24 protein-coding genes are annotated in these 20,352 nt (G+C 69.7%); 16 read left to right on the forward strand and 8 right to left on the reverse strand.

Annotation, left to right across the window (positions count from 1 at the left end; all coding sequences use genetic code 11):
• The first annotated feature begins 5 nt into the window (after positions 1–5).
• From BQ8420_RS16180 to BQ8420_RS16215, 8 genes are all read left to right on the forward strand, one after another.
• Positions 6–482 (forward strand): hypothetical protein, encoded by a 477-nt coding sequence (locus BQ8420_RS16180; RefSeq protein WP_143847326.1) that lies wholly within the window; start codon positions 6–8, stop codon positions 480–482.
• Positions 483–824: 342 nt separating this feature from the next.
• Positions 825–1,706, forward strand: a complete 882-nt coding sequence (locus BQ8420_RS16185; protein WP_087099960.1) for a hypothetical protein — start codon at positions 825–827, stop codon at positions 1,704–1,706.
• Entirely contained in the window at positions 1,666–1,863 is a 198-nt protein-coding gene (locus BQ8420_RS16190; protein ID WP_087099961.1) for a hypothetical protein, read from the forward strand. The genes BQ8420_RS16185 and BQ8420_RS16190 overlap by 41 nt, the downstream gene beginning before the upstream one ends.
• 51 nt (positions 1,864–1,914) lie before the next feature.
• Positions 1,915–2,259 carry a hypothetical protein gene (locus tag BQ8420_RS16195; RefSeq protein WP_087099962.1) on the forward strand — a complete coding sequence of 115 codons (345 nt, stop codon included), beginning with the start codon at positions 1,915–1,917 and terminating at the stop codon, positions 2,257–2,259.
• A gap of 15 nt (positions 2,260–2,274) precedes the next feature.
• A complete protein-coding gene (locus BQ8420_RS16200) occupies positions 2,275–2,640 on the forward strand; it encodes a hypothetical protein (RefSeq protein ID WP_087099963.1) in 366 nt (121 codons plus the stop codon).
• A 9-nt stretch (positions 2,641–2,649) separates the two neighbouring features.
• Positions 2,650–3,918: an HIT domain-containing protein gene (locus tag BQ8420_RS16205; RefSeq protein ID WP_087099964.1), complete on the forward strand. Its 1,269-nt coding sequence runs from the start codon at positions 2,650–2,652 to the stop codon at positions 3,916–3,918.
• 53 nt (positions 3,919–3,971) lie between these two features.
• Complete coding sequence (locus BQ8420_RS16210; RefSeq protein ID WP_087099965.1) at positions 3,972–4,547, forward strand: hypothetical protein; 576 nt, start codon at positions 3,972–3,974, stop codon at positions 4,545–4,547.
• 235 nt (positions 4,548–4,782) lie between these two features.
• Positions 4,783–5,268 carry a hypothetical protein gene (locus BQ8420_RS16215; RefSeq protein WP_087099966.1) on the forward strand — a complete coding sequence of 162 codons (486 nt, stop codon included), beginning with the start codon at positions 4,783–4,785 and terminating at the stop codon, positions 5,266–5,268.
• 14 nt (positions 5,269–5,282) lie between these two features.
• On the opposite strand, the gene BQ8420_RS16220 is transcribed toward BQ8420_RS16215, so the two are convergent.
• From BQ8420_RS16220 to BQ8420_RS16230, 3 genes are all read right to left on the reverse strand, one after another.
• Complete coding sequence (locus BQ8420_RS16220) at positions 5,283–5,585, reverse strand: hypothetical protein (protein ID WP_087099967.1); 303 nt, start codon at positions 5,583–5,585, stop codon at positions 5,283–5,285.
• Positions 5,586–6,166: 581 nt separating this feature from the next.
• Positions 6,167–6,688: a hypothetical protein gene (locus BQ8420_RS16225; protein WP_143847328.1), complete on the reverse strand. Its 522-nt coding sequence runs from the start codon at positions 6,686–6,688 to the stop codon at positions 6,167–6,169.
• A gap of 47 nt (positions 6,689–6,735) precedes the next feature.
• The gene (locus BQ8420_RS16230) at positions 6,736–7,680 is read right to left on the reverse strand and encodes a site-specific integrase (RefSeq protein WP_235006289.1); all 945 of its coding nucleotides are present in this window, start codon (positions 7,678–7,680) and stop codon (positions 6,736–6,738) included.
• Positions 7,681–7,858: 178 nt separating this feature from the next.
• Here BQ8420_RS16230 and BQ8420_RS16235 point away from each other — a divergent pair, with 178 nt between their 5' ends.
• The 7 genes from BQ8420_RS16235 to BQ8420_RS16270 all read left to right on the forward strand — a co-directional run bounded on the left by BQ8420_RS16235 (position 7,859) and on the right by BQ8420_RS16270 (position 15,664).
• A complete protein-coding gene (locus tag BQ8420_RS16235) occupies positions 7,859–8,890 on the forward strand; it encodes an NUDIX domain-containing protein (protein ID WP_087099969.1) in 1,032 nt (343 codons plus the stop codon).
• Positions 8,891–9,322: a hypothetical protein gene (locus BQ8420_RS16240; protein ID WP_087099970.1), complete on the forward strand. Its 432-nt coding sequence runs from the start codon at positions 8,891–8,893 to the stop codon at positions 9,320–9,322.
• A 1,117-nt stretch (positions 9,323–10,439) separates the two neighbouring features.
• Positions 10,440–12,314 (forward strand): hypothetical protein, encoded by a 1,875-nt coding sequence (locus tag BQ8420_RS16250; protein WP_087099972.1) that lies wholly within the window; start codon positions 10,440–10,442, stop codon positions 12,312–12,314.
• Between the two features lie 395 nt (positions 12,315–12,709).
• On the forward strand, positions 12,710–13,915 hold the full coding sequence (locus BQ8420_RS16255) for a hypothetical protein (RefSeq protein ID WP_087099973.1): 1,206 nt from the start codon (positions 12,710–12,712) through the stop codon (positions 13,913–13,915).
• Positions 13,912–14,433 (forward strand): hypothetical protein, encoded by a 522-nt coding sequence (locus BQ8420_RS16260; RefSeq protein ID WP_143847330.1) that lies wholly within the window; start codon positions 13,912–13,914, stop codon positions 14,431–14,433. Before BQ8420_RS16255 ends, BQ8420_RS16260 begins: the two co-directional genes overlap by 4 nt.
• 41 nt (positions 14,434–14,474) lie before the next feature.
• Positions 14,475–15,068 (forward strand): hypothetical protein, encoded by a 594-nt coding sequence (locus tag BQ8420_RS33160; RefSeq protein WP_087099975.1) that lies wholly within the window; start codon positions 14,475–14,477, stop codon positions 15,066–15,068.
• Positions 15,065–15,664: a hypothetical protein gene (locus tag BQ8420_RS16270; protein ID WP_200815956.1), complete on the forward strand. Its 600-nt coding sequence runs from the start codon at positions 15,065–15,067 to the stop codon at positions 15,662–15,664. The genes BQ8420_RS33160 and BQ8420_RS16270 overlap by 4 nt, the downstream gene beginning before the upstream one ends.
• A gap of 88 nt (positions 15,665–15,752) precedes the next feature.
• Here the strand turns inward: BQ8420_RS16270 and BQ8420_RS31445 are convergent, their stop codons facing one another.
• Positions 15,753–16,046, reverse strand: a complete 294-nt coding sequence (locus BQ8420_RS31445) for a hypothetical protein (RefSeq protein ID WP_143847332.1) — start codon at positions 16,044–16,046, stop codon at positions 15,753–15,755.
• Positions 16,047–16,298: 252 nt separating this feature from the next.
• On the opposite strand from BQ8420_RS31445, the gene BQ8420_RS16275 reads away from it, so the two are divergent.
• Positions 16,299–16,787 (forward strand): hypothetical protein, encoded by a 489-nt coding sequence (locus BQ8420_RS16275; RefSeq protein ID WP_160049335.1) that lies wholly within the window; start codon positions 16,299–16,301, stop codon positions 16,785–16,787.
• 110 nt (positions 16,788–16,897) lie between these two features.
• Here the strand turns inward: BQ8420_RS16275 and BQ8420_RS16280 are convergent, their stop codons facing one another.
• The 4 genes from BQ8420_RS16280 to BQ8420_RS16295 form a co-directional block, all read right to left on the reverse strand.
• Positions 16,898–17,545, reverse strand: a complete 648-nt coding sequence (locus BQ8420_RS16280; RefSeq protein ID WP_087099977.1) for a recombinase family protein — start codon at positions 17,543–17,545, stop codon at positions 16,898–16,900.
• Between the two features lie 172 nt (positions 17,546–17,717).
• Positions 17,718–18,896, reverse strand: coding sequence for a zinc-ribbon domain-containing protein (locus BQ8420_RS16285; protein ID WP_087099978.1), 1,179 nt, complete (start codon positions 18,894–18,896; stop codon positions 17,718–17,720).
• Positions 18,897–18,907: 11 nt separating this feature from the next.
• A complete protein-coding gene (locus BQ8420_RS16290; protein ID WP_160049336.1) occupies positions 18,908–19,414 on the reverse strand; it encodes a putative phosphothreonine lyase domain-containg protein in 507 nt (168 codons plus the stop codon).
• Between the two features lie 47 nt (positions 19,415–19,461).
• On the reverse strand, positions 19,462–20,352 hold an 891-nt coding region (locus BQ8420_RS16295; protein WP_143847339.1), incomplete at its 5' end, for a Tn3 family transposase.

The following is a 20,352-nucleotide window of genomic DNA, read 5'->3' on the forward strand; positions in this document are numbered from 1 at the left end:
AGACCATGCCGAGCGAGCCCACCGTCCAGCCCGGACTCCTGCCCGTCCCTGCCCCGGACGCCGACGTCCCGGTCATCGCGATGGACCTGGGCGCCGGCGCCCCCGCGCTGGCCGCGTTCCTCACCGACCAGAGCCGCGCCGGCCTGCGCACCGCCGCTCTCGACCAGCTACGCGCCATCGGTCTGCACCCCATCCCGCCAGGCGCCTACGTCCCCGGGCCGGCCGCCGGTCAGGGATGGTCGGCTCACCTGTCCCCCGGCCGGCTGGAGATACGCTCCCCTGCCCGCCTGGTCTACGACGGCGACCTCGCGAGCTGGCCGGCCTACACCCGCGCGGTCCAGGCCAACGGGTGGATCTTGTTCTACGCCGGTCACATCGAACTCGGCTTCGGGGCCGACGTCATCCAGGCCATGCGCCAGGCCGTCGACCGCGGCGAGGTTCTCGGCGGAGTCGTTCCGGCCCGCTGGACACCCCGCACCTGACCTCGATCCGTTCCTGAACATCAGGCTGAGGACTGGTAGTACCAGGGGGCTCGCGCCCCCTGGACCCCCCGCTCCGAGCGGGAACCTGGCGCGACACCGGATGTGTGGGCGGCTCAGGAGGTACGCGCCAGAACCCCGCACGGTTCAGGTCGCACGTGGTTCTGTGAGTAGCCCTGACCGCAGTGGTCCAGCACTCCGAAACCAGTACCCGTCTTTCGGAAGACCCTCCGTGCGCGACTGACTTGCATGAACAGAACTTCAGAGGCGATCCCCAAAACAGTGGTGCTAGCAAAATAACTTTGCTAGCATTGTTGTAAAGCTAGCAATGAGAGAGAGGTTGGCATGACCGACATCGATGGCCTGCGCAGCCAGCTCGCCGACGCTCACGCCGACGCGGAGACGCACTGCGCCCCCTACGGCGCTGCTGTGGATGAGTCCAACGCGGCCAAGCGCCGCGCGGCCGAACTGCGCCAGCACGCGGAGAAGACGCCCCGCATCATGGGCATCTTCCCCACCCGCGCGGCTCGTGTCCTGATCGCCGAGGCCGAGAAGGCCCAGTCCCAGGCCGCCGAGGCCTCCGAGCGCGCCAGGTCACTCAGCAGCAAGGCCGCCGAAGTGGGCCTGCGTGTCCACGACCTGGAGCGCCAGGTGGAAGCGGCCGAGGCCGCGCGGGAGGCCGCAGTCGAGGCCGATGACCCCGTGTTCGCGGACCTGGACCGCGAGAACCAGCGCAGTGCCCTGGCCGCCCAGCGCGTCCACGACGCGGTCGAAAGTGACCAGCTCACGGTGGAGGAGGCCTACGCCGACGACGGGCTCATCCGTACCGAGGTCTACGACCGGGAGCTGCGCCAGTTGGAGGCCGACGACGGCCTGTTCTACGGCTGGGAGGACCCCGAGGCCGCCGAGTCGGCGCGGGAGGAAGAGATCGAGGCCGGCGAGGACGAGGGCCCCACCGGTTCCACCGATGACGGCTACGCCGAAGCCGAGGCCGAAGCGCTGGAGGACCAGCTGGAGGTCATGTACCTGGACCGCAGCATCGAGACCGGCGAGCGCACTTATGAGGAGGTCTACACCCCCGAGGGGCACATCCGGCAGCACCTGCTCTCCCGCGAGGAATCCGAGCCCGAGCAGGAGATGGAACGGGTCCAGGAACCCGCGCCCGACCGCGAACCCGAACCCGAGCGTGACCGCAGCGACGGGTTCGACATCGACGAACCGTTCTAACGAAGGAGCCGGCATCCACGACGACGAGCTGACACCCGAGGAGATCGACGCCCTCGAATGCCGCCTGCTCGACGGCATCGTCCACGGCATCAGCGGCCCCTACACCATCGACGAGGTCGCCGCTCTGGTCGGCGTCGACCTGCCGCCCACCCACTGACCGACTCGGGGCCGGACACTGGTCCGGCCCCACCCCGAAGGAGAACCCGACATGTTGCGTAACCCCTGGGCTTCCCCCCTTCACCTGCTCCCCCTGAGCGGTGCCGACACCACCGACGTCACCACGGTCGCCCGGCAGGTCTGGAAGAGCAGCGAGGTCGAGGTGGTCGCCGATCACCTGGTCATCACCACCCTTGGCAGGGACAACCGCGATCAGATCGCGCGACGGCTGCGCACGCTCGGATACGTGCTTCGAACCAGCGACCGCTGTTTCCTCAGCGTGCTCGGTCGGGACGCTGACCACCCCAGCATCCGCGCCCTGGGCGCCGAGGAGCTGGACGAGCGCATCGCGTACCTGACCGCCCTGCGCCGGCAGATCACCACCGCCAACCAGTAGTAGAGGAGCCACACCATGGGACTGTTCACCCGCCGCACCGAGGCCCAGCCGGCCCCCATCCCGGTCATGCCGCTGACCGGAACCGACATCGACCAGATCACCGCCAGCGTGCGCCGCGCCAGCGACCAGGCCACCATCGAGGTCCTGCACGGCCACCTCCAGGTCCGCGACCTCATGGCCTCCATGATCAGCGAGCGCCTGGCCGCCAACGGCTACGTGGTTCGCCACCCCGACCCCTACAGCTTCGTCGCGGTCGGTTGGCGCCCCACCCCCGGACAGGCCCTGACCGTGGAGGAGATCGACGAGCGCGTCGACCTGCTTCTGCGGATGCGCCAGCAGGCCATGGCCGCCAACCACCTCATCCACGCCGAGACCGAGTAGGAGAAGCCGATGCCCCCCACACCCCAGGTCGAGATCCTGACCGTGGGCACCCGACACGGGAACCCGCCCACCGACCACGCGCTACTGGTCGACCTCACCCACCGCCTACGCAACCCCGCCACCGACCCGGCCCTGCGCGGCCTGACCGGCCTGGACCCGGCCCTGGCCGCCCACGTGCTGGCCACCCCCGGCGCCGAGACGGTCATCCGGGCCCTGGCGGACCAGGTCCTGGCCCTGACCCCTCACCACCCCGCCCCGCTGCGCATGGTCATCCAGTGCCACTGGGGCCGGCACCGCAGCGTCGCCGTCGCCGAGGAAGTCGCCCTGCGGCTACACGCCAAGGACATCAGCGTTGCAGTCCAACACCGTGACATCGACCAACCTCCGCTTCGGCGCGAGGACGGGTGCGCCTTCTGCGACATCGCCCACGGCGACGCCCCGGCCGAGATCGTGCGCGAGTGGGAGGAGGCCATCGCGATCCGGCCCCGTAGCGGCGGCGTCGACGACGACCACGTCCTGATCCTGCCGAAGGTGCACGTGGCCGACGCCACCGTTCACCCCCAGACCACCGGCCGTGTCATGGTCGCGGCCGCCGAGTACGCGGCTCAGGTCGACGCAAACCTGAACATCATCACCTCCAAGGGCGAGTCCGCGACGCAGACGGTGTTCCACCTGCACGTGCACGTGGTGCCCCGCCGTCCCGGAGACCGGCTGCGTCTGCCCTGGACCCCCAGCTGGTTCGACCAGGTGATCACGTTCCTGCGCATCCTGGGGCGCCATATCCGTGCCCCGCACAACACCGAGCAGGGCCGGCTCCTGGACAGCCACACCCGGCTCGAAGAGCAACCGGCCGCACCACCACGTGAGAAGGGCCCGGTGATTTACCTGGGCAGCGGCGGCCCCGAGGGCTGGTGGGACGGCATGCGACGGTTCGGGCCCGGGTATACCCCGGGCCCGGTCCAGATGCGCACCACCCCTGAGCCCTGGCCGCACATGGACGGCACCGTGGCCACCTGCCCCCGGTGCCAGGCCCGCAACAACCTGTCCCTGCTCTGGCTGGACTCGCGGCCTGACCTGGCCCACCTGATGTGCCCCTGGTGCCAGAGCGCCTGGCCCGACCCCGAATGGTCGGGCACCGGCCCCGTCGCCCGAGTGCTCCAGGAGCCCGTCACCGGTGGACCCGGCGAGCAGGACGAGGCCGACATCGCGCCCGAGGTCGCCTACCTCACCGAGTACCTACGCCGCATGGCCGGCAACACCACTCCGAAAGCGGAGTAGGACTTCCCGCGTGCCTTAGCGCCACCACAACAACCCTGACGAAGGAGCCCCACGTGATCGTCCACCCGGCCTTGCTCGCCGCCAGCCTTCTGGTCGACCAGGCCGCCACCGATACAGACCCCGACCTGAACACGGCCGTCGACATCGCCGGAGCCCTGGCCTGGGCCACCCTGCGCGCGAACACCACCACCGCCCAGGTCCGCGCGTGGCTGACCACCGACATGAGCGAGCCCCGCAGCATCCTCGTGCGGCACGGCACGGTCGGTTCCTACACCAGCGCCAAGGCCCTGGCCTCCTACACCGCTCTTCCCAAACGCACACGCGCCGCGGTCGTCGACCTCGTCGGAGACGCCCTCACCGACGCCGAACACGGTGCCGACGAGCCGGTCAGCTACGACTACCACGCCGACCCGCGCCCTCAGTGGAACGTGCGTCTGCGCTGGCCCGACGACAGCATCACCAACGACCACATCAAGGCCGACAGCGAGCAGCGCGCCATCGAGCGCGCCAAGTGGAACTGGCCCACCGCCCAGGTCGTTCACGTGGCCCACGACGACGAGTACGAGGAATGGCACCAGCACTGGGACGACTACCACAGCGTCTTCCCCGACCGCAGCGAACTCGAATAGCGCGCTGCCACCGCACACACCACGGGCGGCCCCTCACCACGGTGAGGGGCCGCCCGTCGCCGTTGAGGCACACCGACCGCTATCCGGACGTCCAGCACAAAGGCAGAAATCTACGACGTAAAGGAGACTCGTTCTTTCTGATCAAAGCCGCAGGAAAGCCTCATCACTCATTTGCCCGGCGCTCGCAGCACGACGCTGCCAGACTTGGTCACTCCACTCTTCGAAGGAGCCCCCCATGGCCACGACGACACCCGCCATCTTGCGGGCCGTCCCCCTCGCGCTCATCCTCACCGTCCCCACCGACAGCGACCCGCTGGACATCGCTCAGGAAGCGGCCGACGCCATCCGCGACCTGCACCGAGACCAGAGCGGCGAGCGGTATGCGGCCAGCGCGGAGTTCGCCGTCCCCGACACCCAGCCCGATGAGTTCGAGGTGATGGTTTCCGGTGCCAAGGTGCAGACCGGTCACCGGCTCCTGTTCCTGGCCGGACTCTTGTGGGCCTGCCGGGACTGGGACCCTGAGGGCGTGGAGAGCGCCGCGGCCATGGTGGATGCCCGCCACGCGGTGGCCCGTCTGTGCGCTCAGCGGTGGCCCCAGGCCGACCCACCATTCGGGCTGCCCGTCGACCTTCGCACGGTCCAACTCGCCGCCCTACCCGGACGAACCGCCCGCACCGTGGCCCCGGCCGCCGAGGTCGTCCCGCCCTTCTCCCTGAACTGACCACCAGAGGCCGGTCAGCTCTGGTTGTCGCGCCACCCCGCGCACACCTTGCCGCGCAGATCATCGTGCTTGACCGGGAGGAAAGCCTGGGTGACCTTCACCCACTGATGACAGGCCAGGCACTTCATCTTGCCGTTGCGCCGCTGGTTGGCCACGGTCTTGGTGTGGTGGTCGGGAATGGTCCCGTTGTCGGGTGAGGACCCACGGCACTCCTTGAGCCGGTACCCCCAGGACCAGAACGACACCTGGTTGATGTAGTGCTTCTTACGCAAGCCGTCCTTGCGCTTACCGATCTTGCGATCGCAAAACGGGCACATCCTGGGTTCCTCCTGGTCAGTCGTTGAGCATGGCCAGCAGCAGCACGCCGCAGAAGAGGAAGAACGCCGTGGCCGGCCAGGAGGAGAACTGGCCCTTGAAATTACGCGCGGTCACACAAACTCCAGGGGTAGGGGGAGACCTCCTTTGGATACCACCGGCCGGTGACAGTCCGCAGCCGGTGACCACAACAGGTCACCGCCAAACCAGACGCCTCCGGCGGGGGCCTCAGGAATCCAGGATGGGGAGGGGAACCTGCGCGGGTGCGGGTTCGCTGGGGCTGAGGTCGGGTGGGGTCCCCATCCCCTCACCCATCGGCGGTCAAGACCAGCACACCGGCACCAGGGAGTCATCCCCTACCGGGTACCGCGCGGCTGCGGCTTTCGCTCCTTCGTCGCTCCACCCGGTCCACCCGGCACCCTCCCGGGGACAAGCCCGAGCAAGCTCGGGTGACACCCCGGCCCCGGCGCGCTCGCACTGCGTGCGCCGAAGGATGACGGGATGGGACCCCACCACCCCCGCGTGTGTGCGGGAAACCCGCTCAGGGGAGGTGCCCGCCTACGAAGCCGAACCCCGCGAGTGGCTACGCAGCGCCGTACTGGAGGAGAGTCGTCGCCAACTCCTGCTTCAGAGCCTCCGCCCGGGAGATCCCGGAGCGGCGCATGAGTTGCCAAAGCAGGTCATCATCAGGCACAGGAGCCAAAGGTGCTTCGGTGACGAACTCGCCCGCCAACTCGGGTTCGAAGACCTGGTCCTCGAAGACACGGCCCATCCGTCCGCTCTCCAACAGCAGGACGGAACTGGGGACGAGCTGGGAGGTGGGGGTGCGGCAGGCAGCTCCGGAGGCCAACGTCCAGCACCGTTCACGGCGCACCACCTTGAAGCGCCTGCGCTCGCTGGTGTAGCCACCGATCAATAGGGCCCGGGACACCTGCACGAACTCCTCCGAACGGGGAGCCCGCTCGGACAGACGCTCGGTAGCCTCCCGCACCAACCCCCGGATCTCGGCTTCTTCCTGCCTCTCCTGTTCCTGGTGAGACCGTGCCATCTGTGCTTGCTGTTCCTGCCGGGCCTTGGCCGCGTTCACCGCGTCATCGAGACTCATGGCCACAGCGTAGAACCGCCATCACCCTGTGCACAGGGCTTCCGGAATCACCGAGCCCCGCGCCGGGCCGCCGGGTCCCGTTCGGCCTGCCACGCCCCGAGCCGTTCGGCGCTGATCCGGGCGTACTTGGCCACCGAGGACACCGAGGTGTGGCCGGAGTAGGCCATCAGTATTGGCACCTGCGCCCCGTCTTCGGCCGCGTGGGTGAGCGCCGAGTGCCGTAGCTGGTGGAGCGTCGACCCGCCCGAGGCCACCACGAACAACTCCTCCGCCCGCCGATAGGACAGGCGCCCGCGGCCCTCCGGGGACAGGTCCTGCCCCGGCACCTGACCGAGCGCCTGCCCTTTGGCCCGCCGGTCGGTGACGAACACCGGTCCCCGAGCGCGGCCGCCGAGTAGCCGAGGCAGCAGCCGCGCCGTTGGCGTCTGCCAGGTGATGGTGTCGACGGCGCCGCCCTTACGCCGCACCCGCGCCCGCCGGTTGGCGAGGTCGAGGTCTTCGACGTCCAGGGCCAGGACCTCGCTGGCCCGCGCCGCCGATTCGTACAGCAGCCGCCACAACACCCGCTCGCGCAGCGCGACGCCCTCGCGGCCGAGCAGCTCCTGGACCACGGCGCGCGACAGCGCCCGGGTGCGATCCGGAGGCACCGAACGGGAGGTGAGTCGCCGCAACGGATCATCTTCGAGCCAGCCCTGCTTGGCCCACCAGGCCCGCGCCGAGCCCAGCGCCCGCAACCGGGCGTTGACGGTGTTCGCCGACGCGCTCCCCCAACGGTCGGCGAACCAGGACGCGACCCGGTCCGCGGCCTGCTCGCCCTCCAAGACGTCGAGGGAGGAGTCCGCGCCGAACTCGGCGAGCAGCGCGTCGAGCGCGGTCCGGTAGGCCCGCGCGGTGTTGGCGTTGGCGATCCCGTCGAGGAACGCATCCGACGCCGAGCGCAGGGTGCGCACCGGTGCCCGTTCGACGGCGGGCATCTTCAAGACGTTGTCCACGGCCCCGACCCCTTATCGCAGATAATCACCGGGCGTCGCCCCCGCCGGCCGGAGGCGTCCTCCCAGGTCGCTGTCCAGGCTATCGCGGATAATCGACCATTATCCGCGACAGGCTTGCCAGGGTGTACGAAGTGGCGTACATTCAAGGTGTACGAAAGTTCATACACAAGGAGTTGTGATGGAGTCCTACACCGACCGCGCCCTCGCCCAATCCCCCGAGACCAACAGGCTCTCCCCCGACGAGCGCGAGTTCCTGCGCCGCGACGCCTTCGGCCTGGAAAGCACCACCGCCGACCTCATCTACGCCCTGATCGCCATCCGCACCGGAGACTGGGACGAGCGCGACACCACCGACTTCGGCGACCACACCGTCCTCGGAGCGGGACAGCGCCAGCTCATGCAGACCGCCCTGCACTCCGCCGACACCCTCCTGCCCCGCATCGAGGCACTGCGGGCCTGGGCCCTGCACGGCCTGCGCACCCACCACGACGCCTCCCACGCCGAGATCGCCACCATGCTCGGTGTGGCCCGCTCCACCGCCCAGTCCCGCTGGAACCAGATCGAGAAGCGGCGCCCCGACCTGTGGGACTGGGCCCGCGGCATCGAGGAGAACTCGAACGTGTGCGACACCGAGTCGGTCGGCATCATCGTCGAGTACGCAGACGGCGACATCCTGATCGCCGACCGCACCATCACCCCCTGGGGCGCCGCCTGCCCGGCCGGCCACGCCGAAGGCCACGGACACCCCGCGCCGAAGCCCGGAGTGCCGGACCAGCCCGCCCACCGCGCGGCCGCAGTCGGCGAACTGGTCGAAGAGGTGGGCCTCCGCGCCAGGCCCGAAGACCTGGAACTGGTCGCCCACGGCTGGCGCGACAACCGGTGCGGCCGCGAGCTGCGCCCCGGAGCCCCCGAGGGGCACTGGTGGAACATCTACCGCACCCGGCTGTGGACCGGCGACGTGCAGGTGGCCCCCGACGAGGTCACCAACGCCCGCCGCGTCACCCCCGAGCAGCTCCAGGAACTGGTCAAGCGCACCATCGACTTCGCCCACGGCCGCATCACCGAGGCTGAGTTCCGGGCACGGCCCGGGGTCGAGCCGGTGTGGGTGCGCTGGCTCAGGGACGCCGGATACGCGCGCGTGGCCAACCCCGACCTGGCTGCCGTCGAGATCCTGGCCGCCACGCCCCCCGCCACCGTCACGGAGGCCTGAATGCTGTACGTGCTCCCCCTCATACTCGGAACGGCCCTGGCTGCTCTGGCCGCCTGGTGGGTGGTACGCGCCACCACCCGCCGCGACGGAGCCTCCGGAGCCGATCCCCTACTCGCCTTCTACGACCTTCGCCGCCAGGCCCGCGCGGAGGGCGACGCCACCACGGCCTACGCAGCACGGTCCGCCGAGGCCTTGGCCGCCGCAGCGGGGATCCTGCCGATCCCCGGCATCGCCGGCACAGTGCGCACCTGGCTGGCCAGTCCGAACCTGGACCACCCCCGCCGGCTCCTCGCCCACCAGGGCACCGAAGTCGCCGATGGCCACGTGCAGGTGCTCGCCGACCTGGCCGGCCACCCACAGCGCGCGCAGATCACCCGGCTGATTCAGGACGCTCTGGACCGAGCAGAAGCGCCGAAGAGAACACGGCATTGAGCCGACACGCCAAAGGGCCCACCCGTTCAACGGGTGGGCCCTTTCTCTGTGGACGCTCAGTCGGTACTGGGCAGACGCCGAAGACGGGACGCCCCGACTACATCCACAGGACCAGCGGAGGCGCGAACCGAACGGGAACCGCCCCAGTGCGCCAACCCCCCACCGAAGGGAGCCCGGGACAACGCGGCCGCGATCCCCGACCGGGACCCACCGCCCCGCCGACTCGGCTGGGACGTGGCGTCCTGCTCCACGTCCCCGCTGCTGACAGCCCTGATCTCCATGGGTTCATTCTCGCGCAGGGATCCGTTTTCGACCGGAATCTGACGTTCACTCGATAGGTCCACCCGTTTGGGGTTGGAGGAGCGTAGAAAAAAGTTGGCCGAATTCGGCCCCGGCTCCGCGTATTGCATGCAATGGCCTGTCCCGTCTGACAGGATGGTCACTATGGCCACACGAGGAGTACGACGCACGCGCTCACAGGAACTCGTAAGTCATTCCTTCGTGCAGCTTCAGGCCAAGGTTCCGTCGACGGTGCGCAAGGAGTGGCAGCAGGCAGCAGCCGACAACAAGCTGAGCCTGTCTCGCTTCTTCGAGTCCTTCGTAGACGAAGCCGAGGCGCGAGGGCAGTCTCTCGGAGACCTTCTGGGAGAAGTGCTCCGCCAGAAGCCCGAATCTGGCCCTAGAAACACGTAGAGCCCGGCGCCAACCGGGCTTCTCTACGTCATCTGGGTCCTACGAACTGGGCTACCAACCCGGCGAGGACCATCGCTTACAACTTCATCACCTGAAATACCCCCGCCTTACCAGCGGGTCTGAGAAGATCACCGCTTTTGCCGAGCGGCCTTCTCACTGAGGAACTTCGCCTTGCCGGGCGAGGCCCTCAACCGAACGACCAACACCACACACACGAACAGCAGGAGGTGGTAGCCAGCTCGATCCCTAACTTCAGCGACGCCTTGCCCTGCGTGAGCAGGCCCTGAGGCGTCTTCAGCACCAATGCTTCGTACCGATTGGATACATCATACGTGATGCCCAACCGGTCAGCCGAGTACGCCCCGAAACTGGTACCGAGTCCGCACAGCACACCGCGGCTCTGAGGCTGGCCGAAACCCCCGTAGTGCACTCCCCCGAGTGGGATGAGCTGGTCCGTTGGATCGCTCCGCGCCGTGTCGTGCGTGTGGATCCGGACAGCTCCCACCGGTACGCCGATGCCGATGTGCGTCCTGTGGCCGAGGGCGAGCCCCAGGCCCCCTACGCCCTGCACCTGACCGACGACGCTCACCAGTTCCGGTTCGTCGTGTTCGACCTGGACAGCGGCCGCCACCCCGATGGGGTCGGCGCCGTCTGGCGCGACGCGGACCAGCTCTTGGAGCACCTGGAGGCCCAGGGCCTGGAGTACGTGGTGGCCGCCTCCGGCCCCGCAGGTGGGATCCACGTGTGGGTCCCGGTGTCGGCGAAGGAAGGGATGGAGGCCGGCGACGTCGAGCGTCTGGCCCGCGCGGCCGCCCGGCACCTGCCCAGTCTGGACTTTGGGATGCTGTGCAACCCCGCTCGGGGCGCGGTGCGCCCCCCGGGCTCCCCGCACCGGGCCGGAGGCAGCTCCGAACTTCGGTGCCCCACCAGCCCCGAGGCCGCCCTGGCTGTGTTCCGCACCGGAGCCAACACCGCTGAGGCGTTCGAGCGCCTGGCCGTGGCCTTGGGCGTGGAAGACATGGAGCCCGAGCAAGCGGCGTCCGTCGAGGAGGTCACCGGCATCGACGAGCGGGCCATGCGCCTGCGAGGGCGGCGCCGCCCGATGCCGGACATGGTCCGCCACCTCCTGGGCGCGGAGTCCACCGATGCCTCCGCGCACCTGTTCTCCATCTTTAAGCGCCTGGCGTTGGCCCGCTGGTCCCGGGCCGAGGTGCGCGACCTGGTCGGAGTCGAGCCCGACGCCCGAGGGTTGGAACACCTGCGCACGGCCGCCCGCTCAGGCATGGGCCGGCGCCCGCGCCGTCCCGAGGAACGCGTCGCTCTGCTGGACCGGCAGTGGGAGCGCGCGGTGCGCTCGGCCGCCACCACGGCCCCCAGCACCGACAGGACCGAGCGGGACACCGCCCTGCCGCGCGCCCTGGCGGCGCAGGCCCTGGCCGCTGTGGCCGATCCGGTCTGGTGGAGTGGCCAGGCCGGCCAGTGCGACCGGCGTGCCCTGTTGGCCGTGCACCTGGTCGCGCTCACCGCGTGCGTGGTCGAGGTCGACGTGGACGTGCGCCGTCTGGCCCAGACGGCCGGGATCAGCAAGTCCACGGCGGCCCAGGCGCTGAAGCGGCTCTGCTGGGACCGGCGCCTTGAGCGGACCGCAGAAGGCCAGGGGCAGAACTCCCACCGGTACCGTCTGCTCCCCATCGACCAGTGGGTTTTCCCTAGTGAGGGGGGTCGGACACAAGGGGAACCCACCCCAGGGGGTGTAACCCCCCAGGAGGGTTTTCTTCCTTCGAGGGAAGACCTGACCACCCGGCTTCGAGACCGTCTGGAGCAGGCCCAGCACGACGTGTGGGTGGAGCACTCCCCCACCCACCCTCGGGGCTTGGGCCGGCACGTGGAGCTGACCTACACCGCCCTGACGGAACTGAGCGCCCACCTTGACACTGTAGACCTCAAAACGCTCTCCGCCCGGACCGGGTACAGCACCGCCACCACCGCCGCTCACCTGCGCGCCCTGGTCGAGCACCGCCTGATCGAGGCTCGTACCCTGCGCCCCCGTACACCGGCCGCCACGGCGATGAACCGGGTCGCCAAGCGCCTGGGCACCCGAGGCGTGGCCAAGAGCCGTGAGCGCCGCTACGCCGCCGAGCGCCTGGTCTTCGCGGCCTGGCAGGACGAGCTGGCCCGCAGGCGCACACCCCTGGCCCTGCGCCACCGTCGGCGCCGCCGAGACCGCTACGCCACACGCCCGGACGGGTCGTTCGACCACGCCGCCCAGCTCACCCGCCACCTGGCCGCCGTCGCATGAGCTTGTCCACCACCGTGGCCAACACGCTGACACGACCGTGCCCGACGCGGTAGGCTCCCCTTCCAGGACGTTCGCTCCACCCGGGGCAGTGTCCCGAGGAGCCCGCGGCCACCACATCGGCCCCCGGCACCCGAACACCACACGCGGTCACCACGACCATGAGCCGGCAGCCCGCCCGAGGCGCCACCACAACCGAGCCGCCCGGGAGCACCAGAGAACAGGGCGCGGGCGCCGCCAGAGAGCGGCTTTTTCTTTTGGGCAATTACTGGATTACTGGAAATAGTAATCCAGTAATGCTAAGCTGAATCCAACGCAACCATCCCGGCCTCTCCTCCGATCTGGCGAACTCGCCATTTCCGGTGAGAACAATCCGGCCTGACCTCAGGAGCCGCCCCGTGACCGACACCCCGACCCCCACCGATGCCCCCGAGGCCGAACCCGAACACGGCTGGTGGCCGCACCGGTGCGCCTACTGCCCCGGCCGCATCGCGCGCACCCGCCCCGAGGGTGCCGGCCGTCCCCCGACCTACTGCTCCGGCCGCTGCCAGAACGACGCCAAGGCCGCCCGCAGCCGCGATAGGAACTCCCCCGGGCTGCTCGGTACCGTCGCCCGCGCCGAGGAACTCGTGGAGCGCTTGGACCAGGTGGGCGAGGGCATCCGCACTGAGCTGGCCGAACTGTCCTCCCCCGCCGGGGTCGAGGCCGCCATCGCGGCCGCCCGAGCCGAAGCCCAGGGCGAAGTGGCCCGCGCCGCCCAGGCCACCGAGGCCGCACGTTCCGACGCTGCCCAGGCCACCGCTCGCGCCGAGTCGGCCGAGGCCGCTCGCGTAGCCGCCGAAGAAGACACCCGAGCAGCCGAGGACACGGCCGAGCGCGCCCTGGCCGACCGGGACACCGCGCGCACCGACGCCGAGCGCGCGGCCGCCCAGGCCGCAGCCGACGCCGAACGCCGCCAGGCCACCGAGCAGGACGCGGCCGCCGCACGGCAGGAAACCGAGGAACAGCGTCACGCGGCCCAGACCGCTACCCGCCAGGCCCAAGAGGAGGCCGAGCGGCGCCGCCAAGCCGAGGAAGCGGCCTCCCGTGCCCACGCGGCCGAGGCCACCGCACGGGAGGACGCAGCCACCGCCCGCGCCCAAGCTGTTGCCGAGGCCCAGCGCCGCGAACAAGCCGAGCACGACCGGGACGCCGCCCTGGACCGCACCCGTCAGGCCGAGGACGACCTGCGCGCCGCCGAGTCTCAGTGCGCCCAGGCCCAGCGTGACTACCGCACCGCCCGGGAAGAGGCCACCACCACTCGCGCCCAGGCCGACCAGGCCAAGGCGGGCGCCACCGCGGCTACCGAACGTGCCGAAGCGGCCGAGTCCGAGGTCGAGCGGCTACGCCGCGCCCTGACCGACATCGAGGAGAACGCGGCCGTGGCCACGGTCCGCGCCGAGACGGCCGAGTCCGAACGCGACCGGGAGGCCGCCCGCGCCACCCGAGCCGAGCACCGCACCGAACGCCTGGAGGAGCGCCTCCAGCGCGCCGAGGAACGCACCGACCGGCTCCAAGACCGCCTGGACACCATCACCACGAACACCTCGGAGGACCAGCAGTGAACGCAGTGGACACCGCCCAGCAGCGGATGGCTCAGCTCGTCGATCAGCTGGACCAACTGGAGCAGGAGCACCTGGAGGTGCCCACCCTGCCCGGCGACCCCCGGGAGCAGGAGGTCCAGGAGTTCAAAGGACTCCGTGCGCGCTTGGGCGAGAAGCTCCACCGGCATCACAAGGACCTTGCCCAGCAGATGGACACCGACCGGCTCCTGGAACAGCTGAAACAGGTGGCGCCGCCGACGACCTACGCCGAGCGCGTCGTGGCGTGGGTGTACATCTACGCCTTGATCGACTGTTCGCCGCAGGCGAGCGCGGCATTTCTCCGGTGGGACCAGGACGCCCCACGCGGTGAAGACCGTGATCAGGGCCCTGCCGTCCACATCATCGGCGCCCTCACCGGCGAGGAACCCGAGATCGACGTTCAGGCTCCGCGCAGGCACCCGCGTCGCGCGGGCGCCGGATGGGTCCTGGCCGTGCTCCTGGCCGTAGCTGTCGTCGTGACGACTCTGACGTCCACCTGACCCGCAGGCCCCGAACACCACTCCCATGGAGGAGATGACCCGTGACGACCCAACCCCCCACGACGTCTGCGAAGCCGGAGTCCGTCCTGGACAGCTCCGTGTCCGCTCCGGACACCACGGTGTCCGAAGCGGACGCGGAGACCGAGGCCCCGCCCGCGCAGCGTTCCACCCCGGACACGGCCCTGCCGGAGGCTGCGGCCGCCGACGCTGCCACCGATCTCGCGCGCACCGACGCCACCAACACCACGCTCGCGACGTTGTCGGGCGTGCTGTTGACCGTGCTCACCGCTGGGGCTGGACTCACCACCGGTGACGGCTCCTATCCCACCCTCGCCTTGGTCGCCATGGGTACGGCCGCCGCCCTCCTGGCCGCCGCGCTGGTCGTGCTCACCACCGCCATGTGGCCCCGCCGGGGCGGGGACGGAGGCGTGCCGCACTACGCCACCCACACCCCCGACACCCTGCTCGCCGAACTCACCGAGTCCGTCACTGCCCGGTGGCATGCCGAGCGCGCCGTGGCCAAAGCGCGGATCGCGACCCGCAAGCACATCGCCCAGCGGGTGGCCGGGGCGGCCCTGGCCGCAGCCGGGGTCCTGCTCGCGGTGGCCACGATCCTGACCCTGGCCACCGGATGAGCGCCCCCGAACACCACGAGGTCGAGGTCGACCTGTTCGGCGACCCGATCGCACCCCCGGACCCGGGCGCGGCCACCCGTGGCCGGCGCGGCGCCGTTGCGGCCGCCCAATGGCAGGCATGGCTGAACGACGCAGACCTCGTCGCCCGCTACCGCGCCAGCATTCACTGGCGCGGACCCTCTGCCTGCGCCTACTGGCTCTCCTCGATCTCCTCCAGCGGGCACGGCAAGTTCCGTCTCGGCTCGCACACCGACGACTCGCGTCGGGTGGTCACCGCCCACCTGATCGGCTATCAGCTCCACCGCGGAGTCCTTCCCGACGCTCTGGGGGATGTGGTCATCGGTCACACCTGTGACGAGCCCAGCTGCCAGAACGTTTTTCACATGGAGGTGATCAGCCGCGCGGAGAACGACGCCGACTACCGCCGTAGGAAGAACCGGTGGCCGCTGTCGGACGTGCGCGGCGCCCAGGGACGCGCTCTCGCCCTACGGGAGGCGATCCGTTCCGCTCTGGACAACGGGAGCGACGTCGAATCCGCTTTGGGCGAGGCGAACGCGGCCGGCCGTCCGCATCCGCCCGCCGACACGTTGTTCTGACACCCGCCGTCCGGTTCGGATGAGACCTCATCCGAACCGGACGGGTCTGCGTCCGTACCGGACACGACACCATCCGGCACGGACGCCGTCAGCCGGCACGCTCGGACAGCTCCGACCGCAACCGCTCAGCGAGCCGAACCGTGGCCGGGTCGACCTCGCGGTCAGAGAGCGCGGCCAGCGCCGCGCTCTGATCGAGCAGCTCCAAGACCACCGAAGCCTCCTCCGCAGTCAGCGCCAGGAGCGGAGCGGCCCCCACCAGACGGGCCAGACCCGGCCCGAGGACGCCTTCCTCCGGCGTCGAACCCAGGTTCAACCCGCGCGAACGCCGAGGCCCTGTGCCCATCCCCCCAACGCCCAGCGAGCGCCGCGTGCCCTCATTCATGGAGCCCAGCATCCCAGCGCACACAACGACGGCGGTCCCCTTTACGGAGACCGCCGTCGAAGTGGTTCTGGCTCAGCGCTGGACGTAGGCGGGGAACACCCGCTCGCATGCCGGCCCAGTTCTCCCGAAGCTACGGTGAGCCGCAAAGTAACCCGTGAGTAGCTTCGTGTGTCTGTCCTAACGGTGGGAGAACACGAGCTCAAGGTTCGCGAACTCAGGCTGCTCGGCACGCTGGTGTGGTGGAATCGGCTCATGAGCGATGAGCGTGGCTCCCTCTGGGGAATCCAGACACTGCCCCCCTACGCCTTCTGGCTCACGGGGCCCTACGCGGCCGAGTACTACCGGCGCGGCCCTGACTGGGTACAGGGCCGAGTTCGAATCTCGCGCGGGCCGAAGTTCCCTGAGACCTACTTCTTCGACCCCGTGCACGACAACGCCCAGGACCCCGTCATGACCACGTGCGGGGGCCATGGCGGCTTCATCGTGCACCAGAGCGAGATCCCCGCGATCCTGGCTGACCTACGATCCGATGCCCGCTCGAAGGTCAAACTTCGACGTCTTCCCACATGGGAAGAATTGGTCACGAGCCAGCGCGTGGTGAACGAGTGCCGCCGTCTGGTGCGTCAGCGGGACAAACTGGCCCGCTGGGGGATCGATGATCCTGCAAGCCGCGTTCGCCACTGGCCCACGTGGGCCGATCGTCACCCGCAATATGGCCCCGAGGCCCTCGCCGGACGTTGAACACCGGCCCTGCCCGCCCACCACAGGTGGGTGGGCAGGGGCCTCTTCTCTCTTTGCGCCTTCTCAACAGGTGAGAGGCCGCGGTGAGCAGGCGGAGCAACGGCTGGAGGTCACGGGCTCTCTGCCAGTTCGGTCCGGCGACCGGACAGCTCCGGTACGTGCTTGTACAGGGTCGACCTGCTCACCCCGAGCAGGCGGGCGATGGAGGTCACGGAGTTGTCGGGGCGGCTCAGCAGGTCGCGGGCGTGGCGGACCTGCTCCGGCGTCATCGCGGGGGGCCGCCCCAGGCGTTTCCCAGCGGCGCGGGCGGCGTCGAGTCCTTCGTGGGTGCCTTCGACGATGAGTTCGCGGATGAACTCGGCCAGGGCGGCGAAGACGTGGAAGACCAGGCGCCCGCCGGGGGTGGTGGTGTCCAGGGCCTCGTGCAGAGAGCGGAAGCCGATCCCGTTCCGGCGCAGATCGCCGACCAGGGTGATCAGGTCCTGGAGTGAGCGGGCGAGCCGGTCCAGGGCGGGCACGACGAGGGTGTCGCCGGGACGCAGGTAGGCCAAGCACGCTTTCAGCTCGGGGCGCTGAGCGTTCTTCCCCGACTTCTTGTCGGCGAAGACCTTGGCACACCCGGCTGCTTCGAGGGCGCGGAGCTGGCGGTCGAGCTTTTGGTCGCGGGTGGAGACGCGGGCGTAGCCGATCAGTGCCCCGCCGCCGGCCGCCGGTGCGGGGGCGAGGGGGTCCTCGGGAAGCGCGAGGGTGGTGTCCATCCCTCAAGTGTACGAAAAAGGGTTGTCTTGGAGTAGATGAACAGTTCGACTTCTCAACACGTTTTTCCGACACTTCCAGGCCCGGTTCAGCGCCCTCCGGAGCCGCTCGGAGCACCTGTCCGAGAAACGATCGTTTCTCGGACAGGTGATCTTCGGGTGGAGAAGCTCTGGTTCACCGCCCCTGGTGGATCGGCGCGAGCTCTTGGCGCAGGTCCACCACTGACACCCCCTCGGGGCCTTCCACCGATCCCTTGCCGAAGCGCACCCACAGGGGCAGGGCGCCGGCGTCGCGGGCGAAGGCCAGCTTGGCGGCCGAGGAACGGTTGGGAGCGGAATCGATCTCGACCACGACCGTGACGAAGACCGGGTGCCACAGCACCACGTCCAGGCGCCCGTAGCGCTGGGCTCCCGGCGGCAGGACGGGCAGTCCCAGCTCGCGCCAGACACGGGCCTGCCCCAGTTCGGCGGGGTAGAACTCGTCGGCCCACGCGCTGATCTGGCGGGTCAGGGCGGTGGTCAGTCGTGCGGTGGAGTACGCGCCGTCCTCGACCTCGTGGTCGGCCACAGCGGCGCGGACCCAGCCGGTGAGCCAGGCACGGAACCGTTCGGCGGCCTGGTCGACCTCTTCTGTGGGCGCGGGGCGAGGAGATCGGCCGGTGAGGTGGTGCAGCCAGCCCTGGGCCCAGTGGCCCCGGCCCACCACGTTGATGACCCCGTCGGTGGCCGCGGCCCGGCCCGCCTCGGCCTTGGTCGGCACCAGGTGTTGAGCCCGCTCGGAGATCATGCCCAGCACCTGGTCCACACGGCCGGTCTTGTCCATGATCTGTTCGGCGGCCAGGGCGCCCTGGAGGTGCTTGGCCGCCCACCACCGCCACTCGGCCACCAGCGGAGCCGGAGCCTCCTGTTCGACGTCGATGTCGTCGAGCATCTCGCGGGCCCGCCCGGCGAACCCGCGCGCCGCAGCACCGAGTTCGGCCTTCAGGCGCCCTTCGTTGGCCTTCCACCAGGCGTTCTGGCAGGGCCAGCACCGTTGGTGGCCCTTGCCCGCGGCGTTGGTGGTGATCATCTCGGTGTGCCCGCACCCGGGGTAGGTGTGACGGACCCGGTAGCCGGTGCACTCACGGCAGGCGCCCACGTCCCCGTTCTTCCACTTGGGCAGGGAGGTGCGGGTGGAGATCCGGTCGATCCACTCATGGCCTTGGGCGCACTTCCACCACACCTCGATGGGGCTGGAGGGCGGCACGGTCATCGGGTCCAGGCCGCTGTCGGCGTTGCGCTCGAAGTGCCAGGTCGCGGTGACTTCGGGTGGCAGCGTGCCCACCGGGCGCGCACCTTCCTCGGTGGATGACATGGGGTTCGCTTTCAGCTCGGGAACGGGCCGTAGGGTTCGGTGCGCGCGAAGATCTCCTCCATGGTGCGTTCGGGACCCTGGTCGGGGGCACCGAAGATCGGGTGCTGGTCCTCAGGAGTGCAGGCGTCCCGGCGCTGGTTGAAGCCGTCCCGGCCGGGGCCGGCCACGTACAAGGAGGCGCCCTTGCCGTAGAGCAGGGCGTGGGTGGCGGCGTCCTCCTTGTAGGACAGGCGCTGGTCGATGCCCATCGCCCGCAGCTCGCCCAGGACGCGGGCCACGTCGCGCCGGTCCCGCCAGTCCTTGGTGTAGACGCAGATCAGCCGGTCCTTGCCGGGCTTGTCCTCGGTGGCGACCTTGGCCTTCCACCCCAGGCGGCCGGCCTCGGTGGCCTCAACGATGGCCGCCCACACCTCGTTGACCCGCTCGGGTGCGGTGAAGGGCATCCACTTGCCGGTGAACCCGGCGTTGACCAGTGCGGTCACCTCCTTGCGTTCGGTCTCGTTCGCGGTCAGATTCACGGCATAGCGCCAGGGATGCATCTTCTTTGTCCCTTTCATCGGGGATCTCACACGGCCAGGTCCAGGCGTTTGTCCATGTCCAGATTGAAGCGGCCGTAGGGGTTGATGTGGGTCCAGAACAGCGGGTTGAGCGCCCGCCGGTCCTCCGGTGTGAGCCGTCCCGCCCATGCGGGGTCTTCCAGCACCCGTTGCAGGAGCAGGGTGTTGACGTAGACCAGCGCGGACTGGAGCAGGTGCAGGCACAGCATGGAGATCTCGGCGTTCTCGCGGTCGCCGCCGGTGAGCACGCCCTCCTTGCCGTAGAAGAACTTGTCGTTGGCGCCGTTCCAGTTCTCCACCACCTCCAGGCCGCCGTGGATCTCCCGACGCAGGGCCTCATCGGCCAGGTAGTCGCAGGCGAAGATGGTGCGCACCGCCCGACCGAGTTCCTCCAAGGCCTGGTAGACGGGGTTCTTGGGGCCACCGCCCTTGGTGAAGCGGCGCAGCACCTGCTCGGTGTCGGCCGTGCCCAGGCGCAGCGCGGTGGCGTACTTGACCATCTGGTCGTAGTTACGCCCGATCAGCGCCCAGTCGATGGGCCGATTCTTGACCACCCGCTCCAGGTGCGGCCACGTCGCCGGCCCCTCGTCGGGGCTGTACAGGCGCACCGCACCGATGTTCTTCAACCGCGGCAGCAGCTTGAACCCGAGCAGCTCGGTGAAGGCGAACCCCACGATCGACGCACCGTGGGTATCGGTGTAGTTCGCCTGGACCTCGGCGTCGGTGCAGTGCCGCAGCACGCCCTCGATCATCGCCGCGACCTCGGAGGACGAACACGACTTGAGCTGGGAGTAGATGCAGGCCCGGCCCTTGTCGACGTGCCAGTAGATCATCACCCCGTGCCCGCCGTAGCGGGCGTGGAACTCCGTCATCAGGTTCGACTCCCAGGACCCGAACCG

The organism is Nocardiopsis sp. JB363 (genome assembly GCF_900143625.1).
Taxonomy (GTDB): domain Bacteria; phylum Actinomycetota; class Actinomycetes; order Streptosporangiales; family Streptosporangiaceae; genus Nocardiopsis.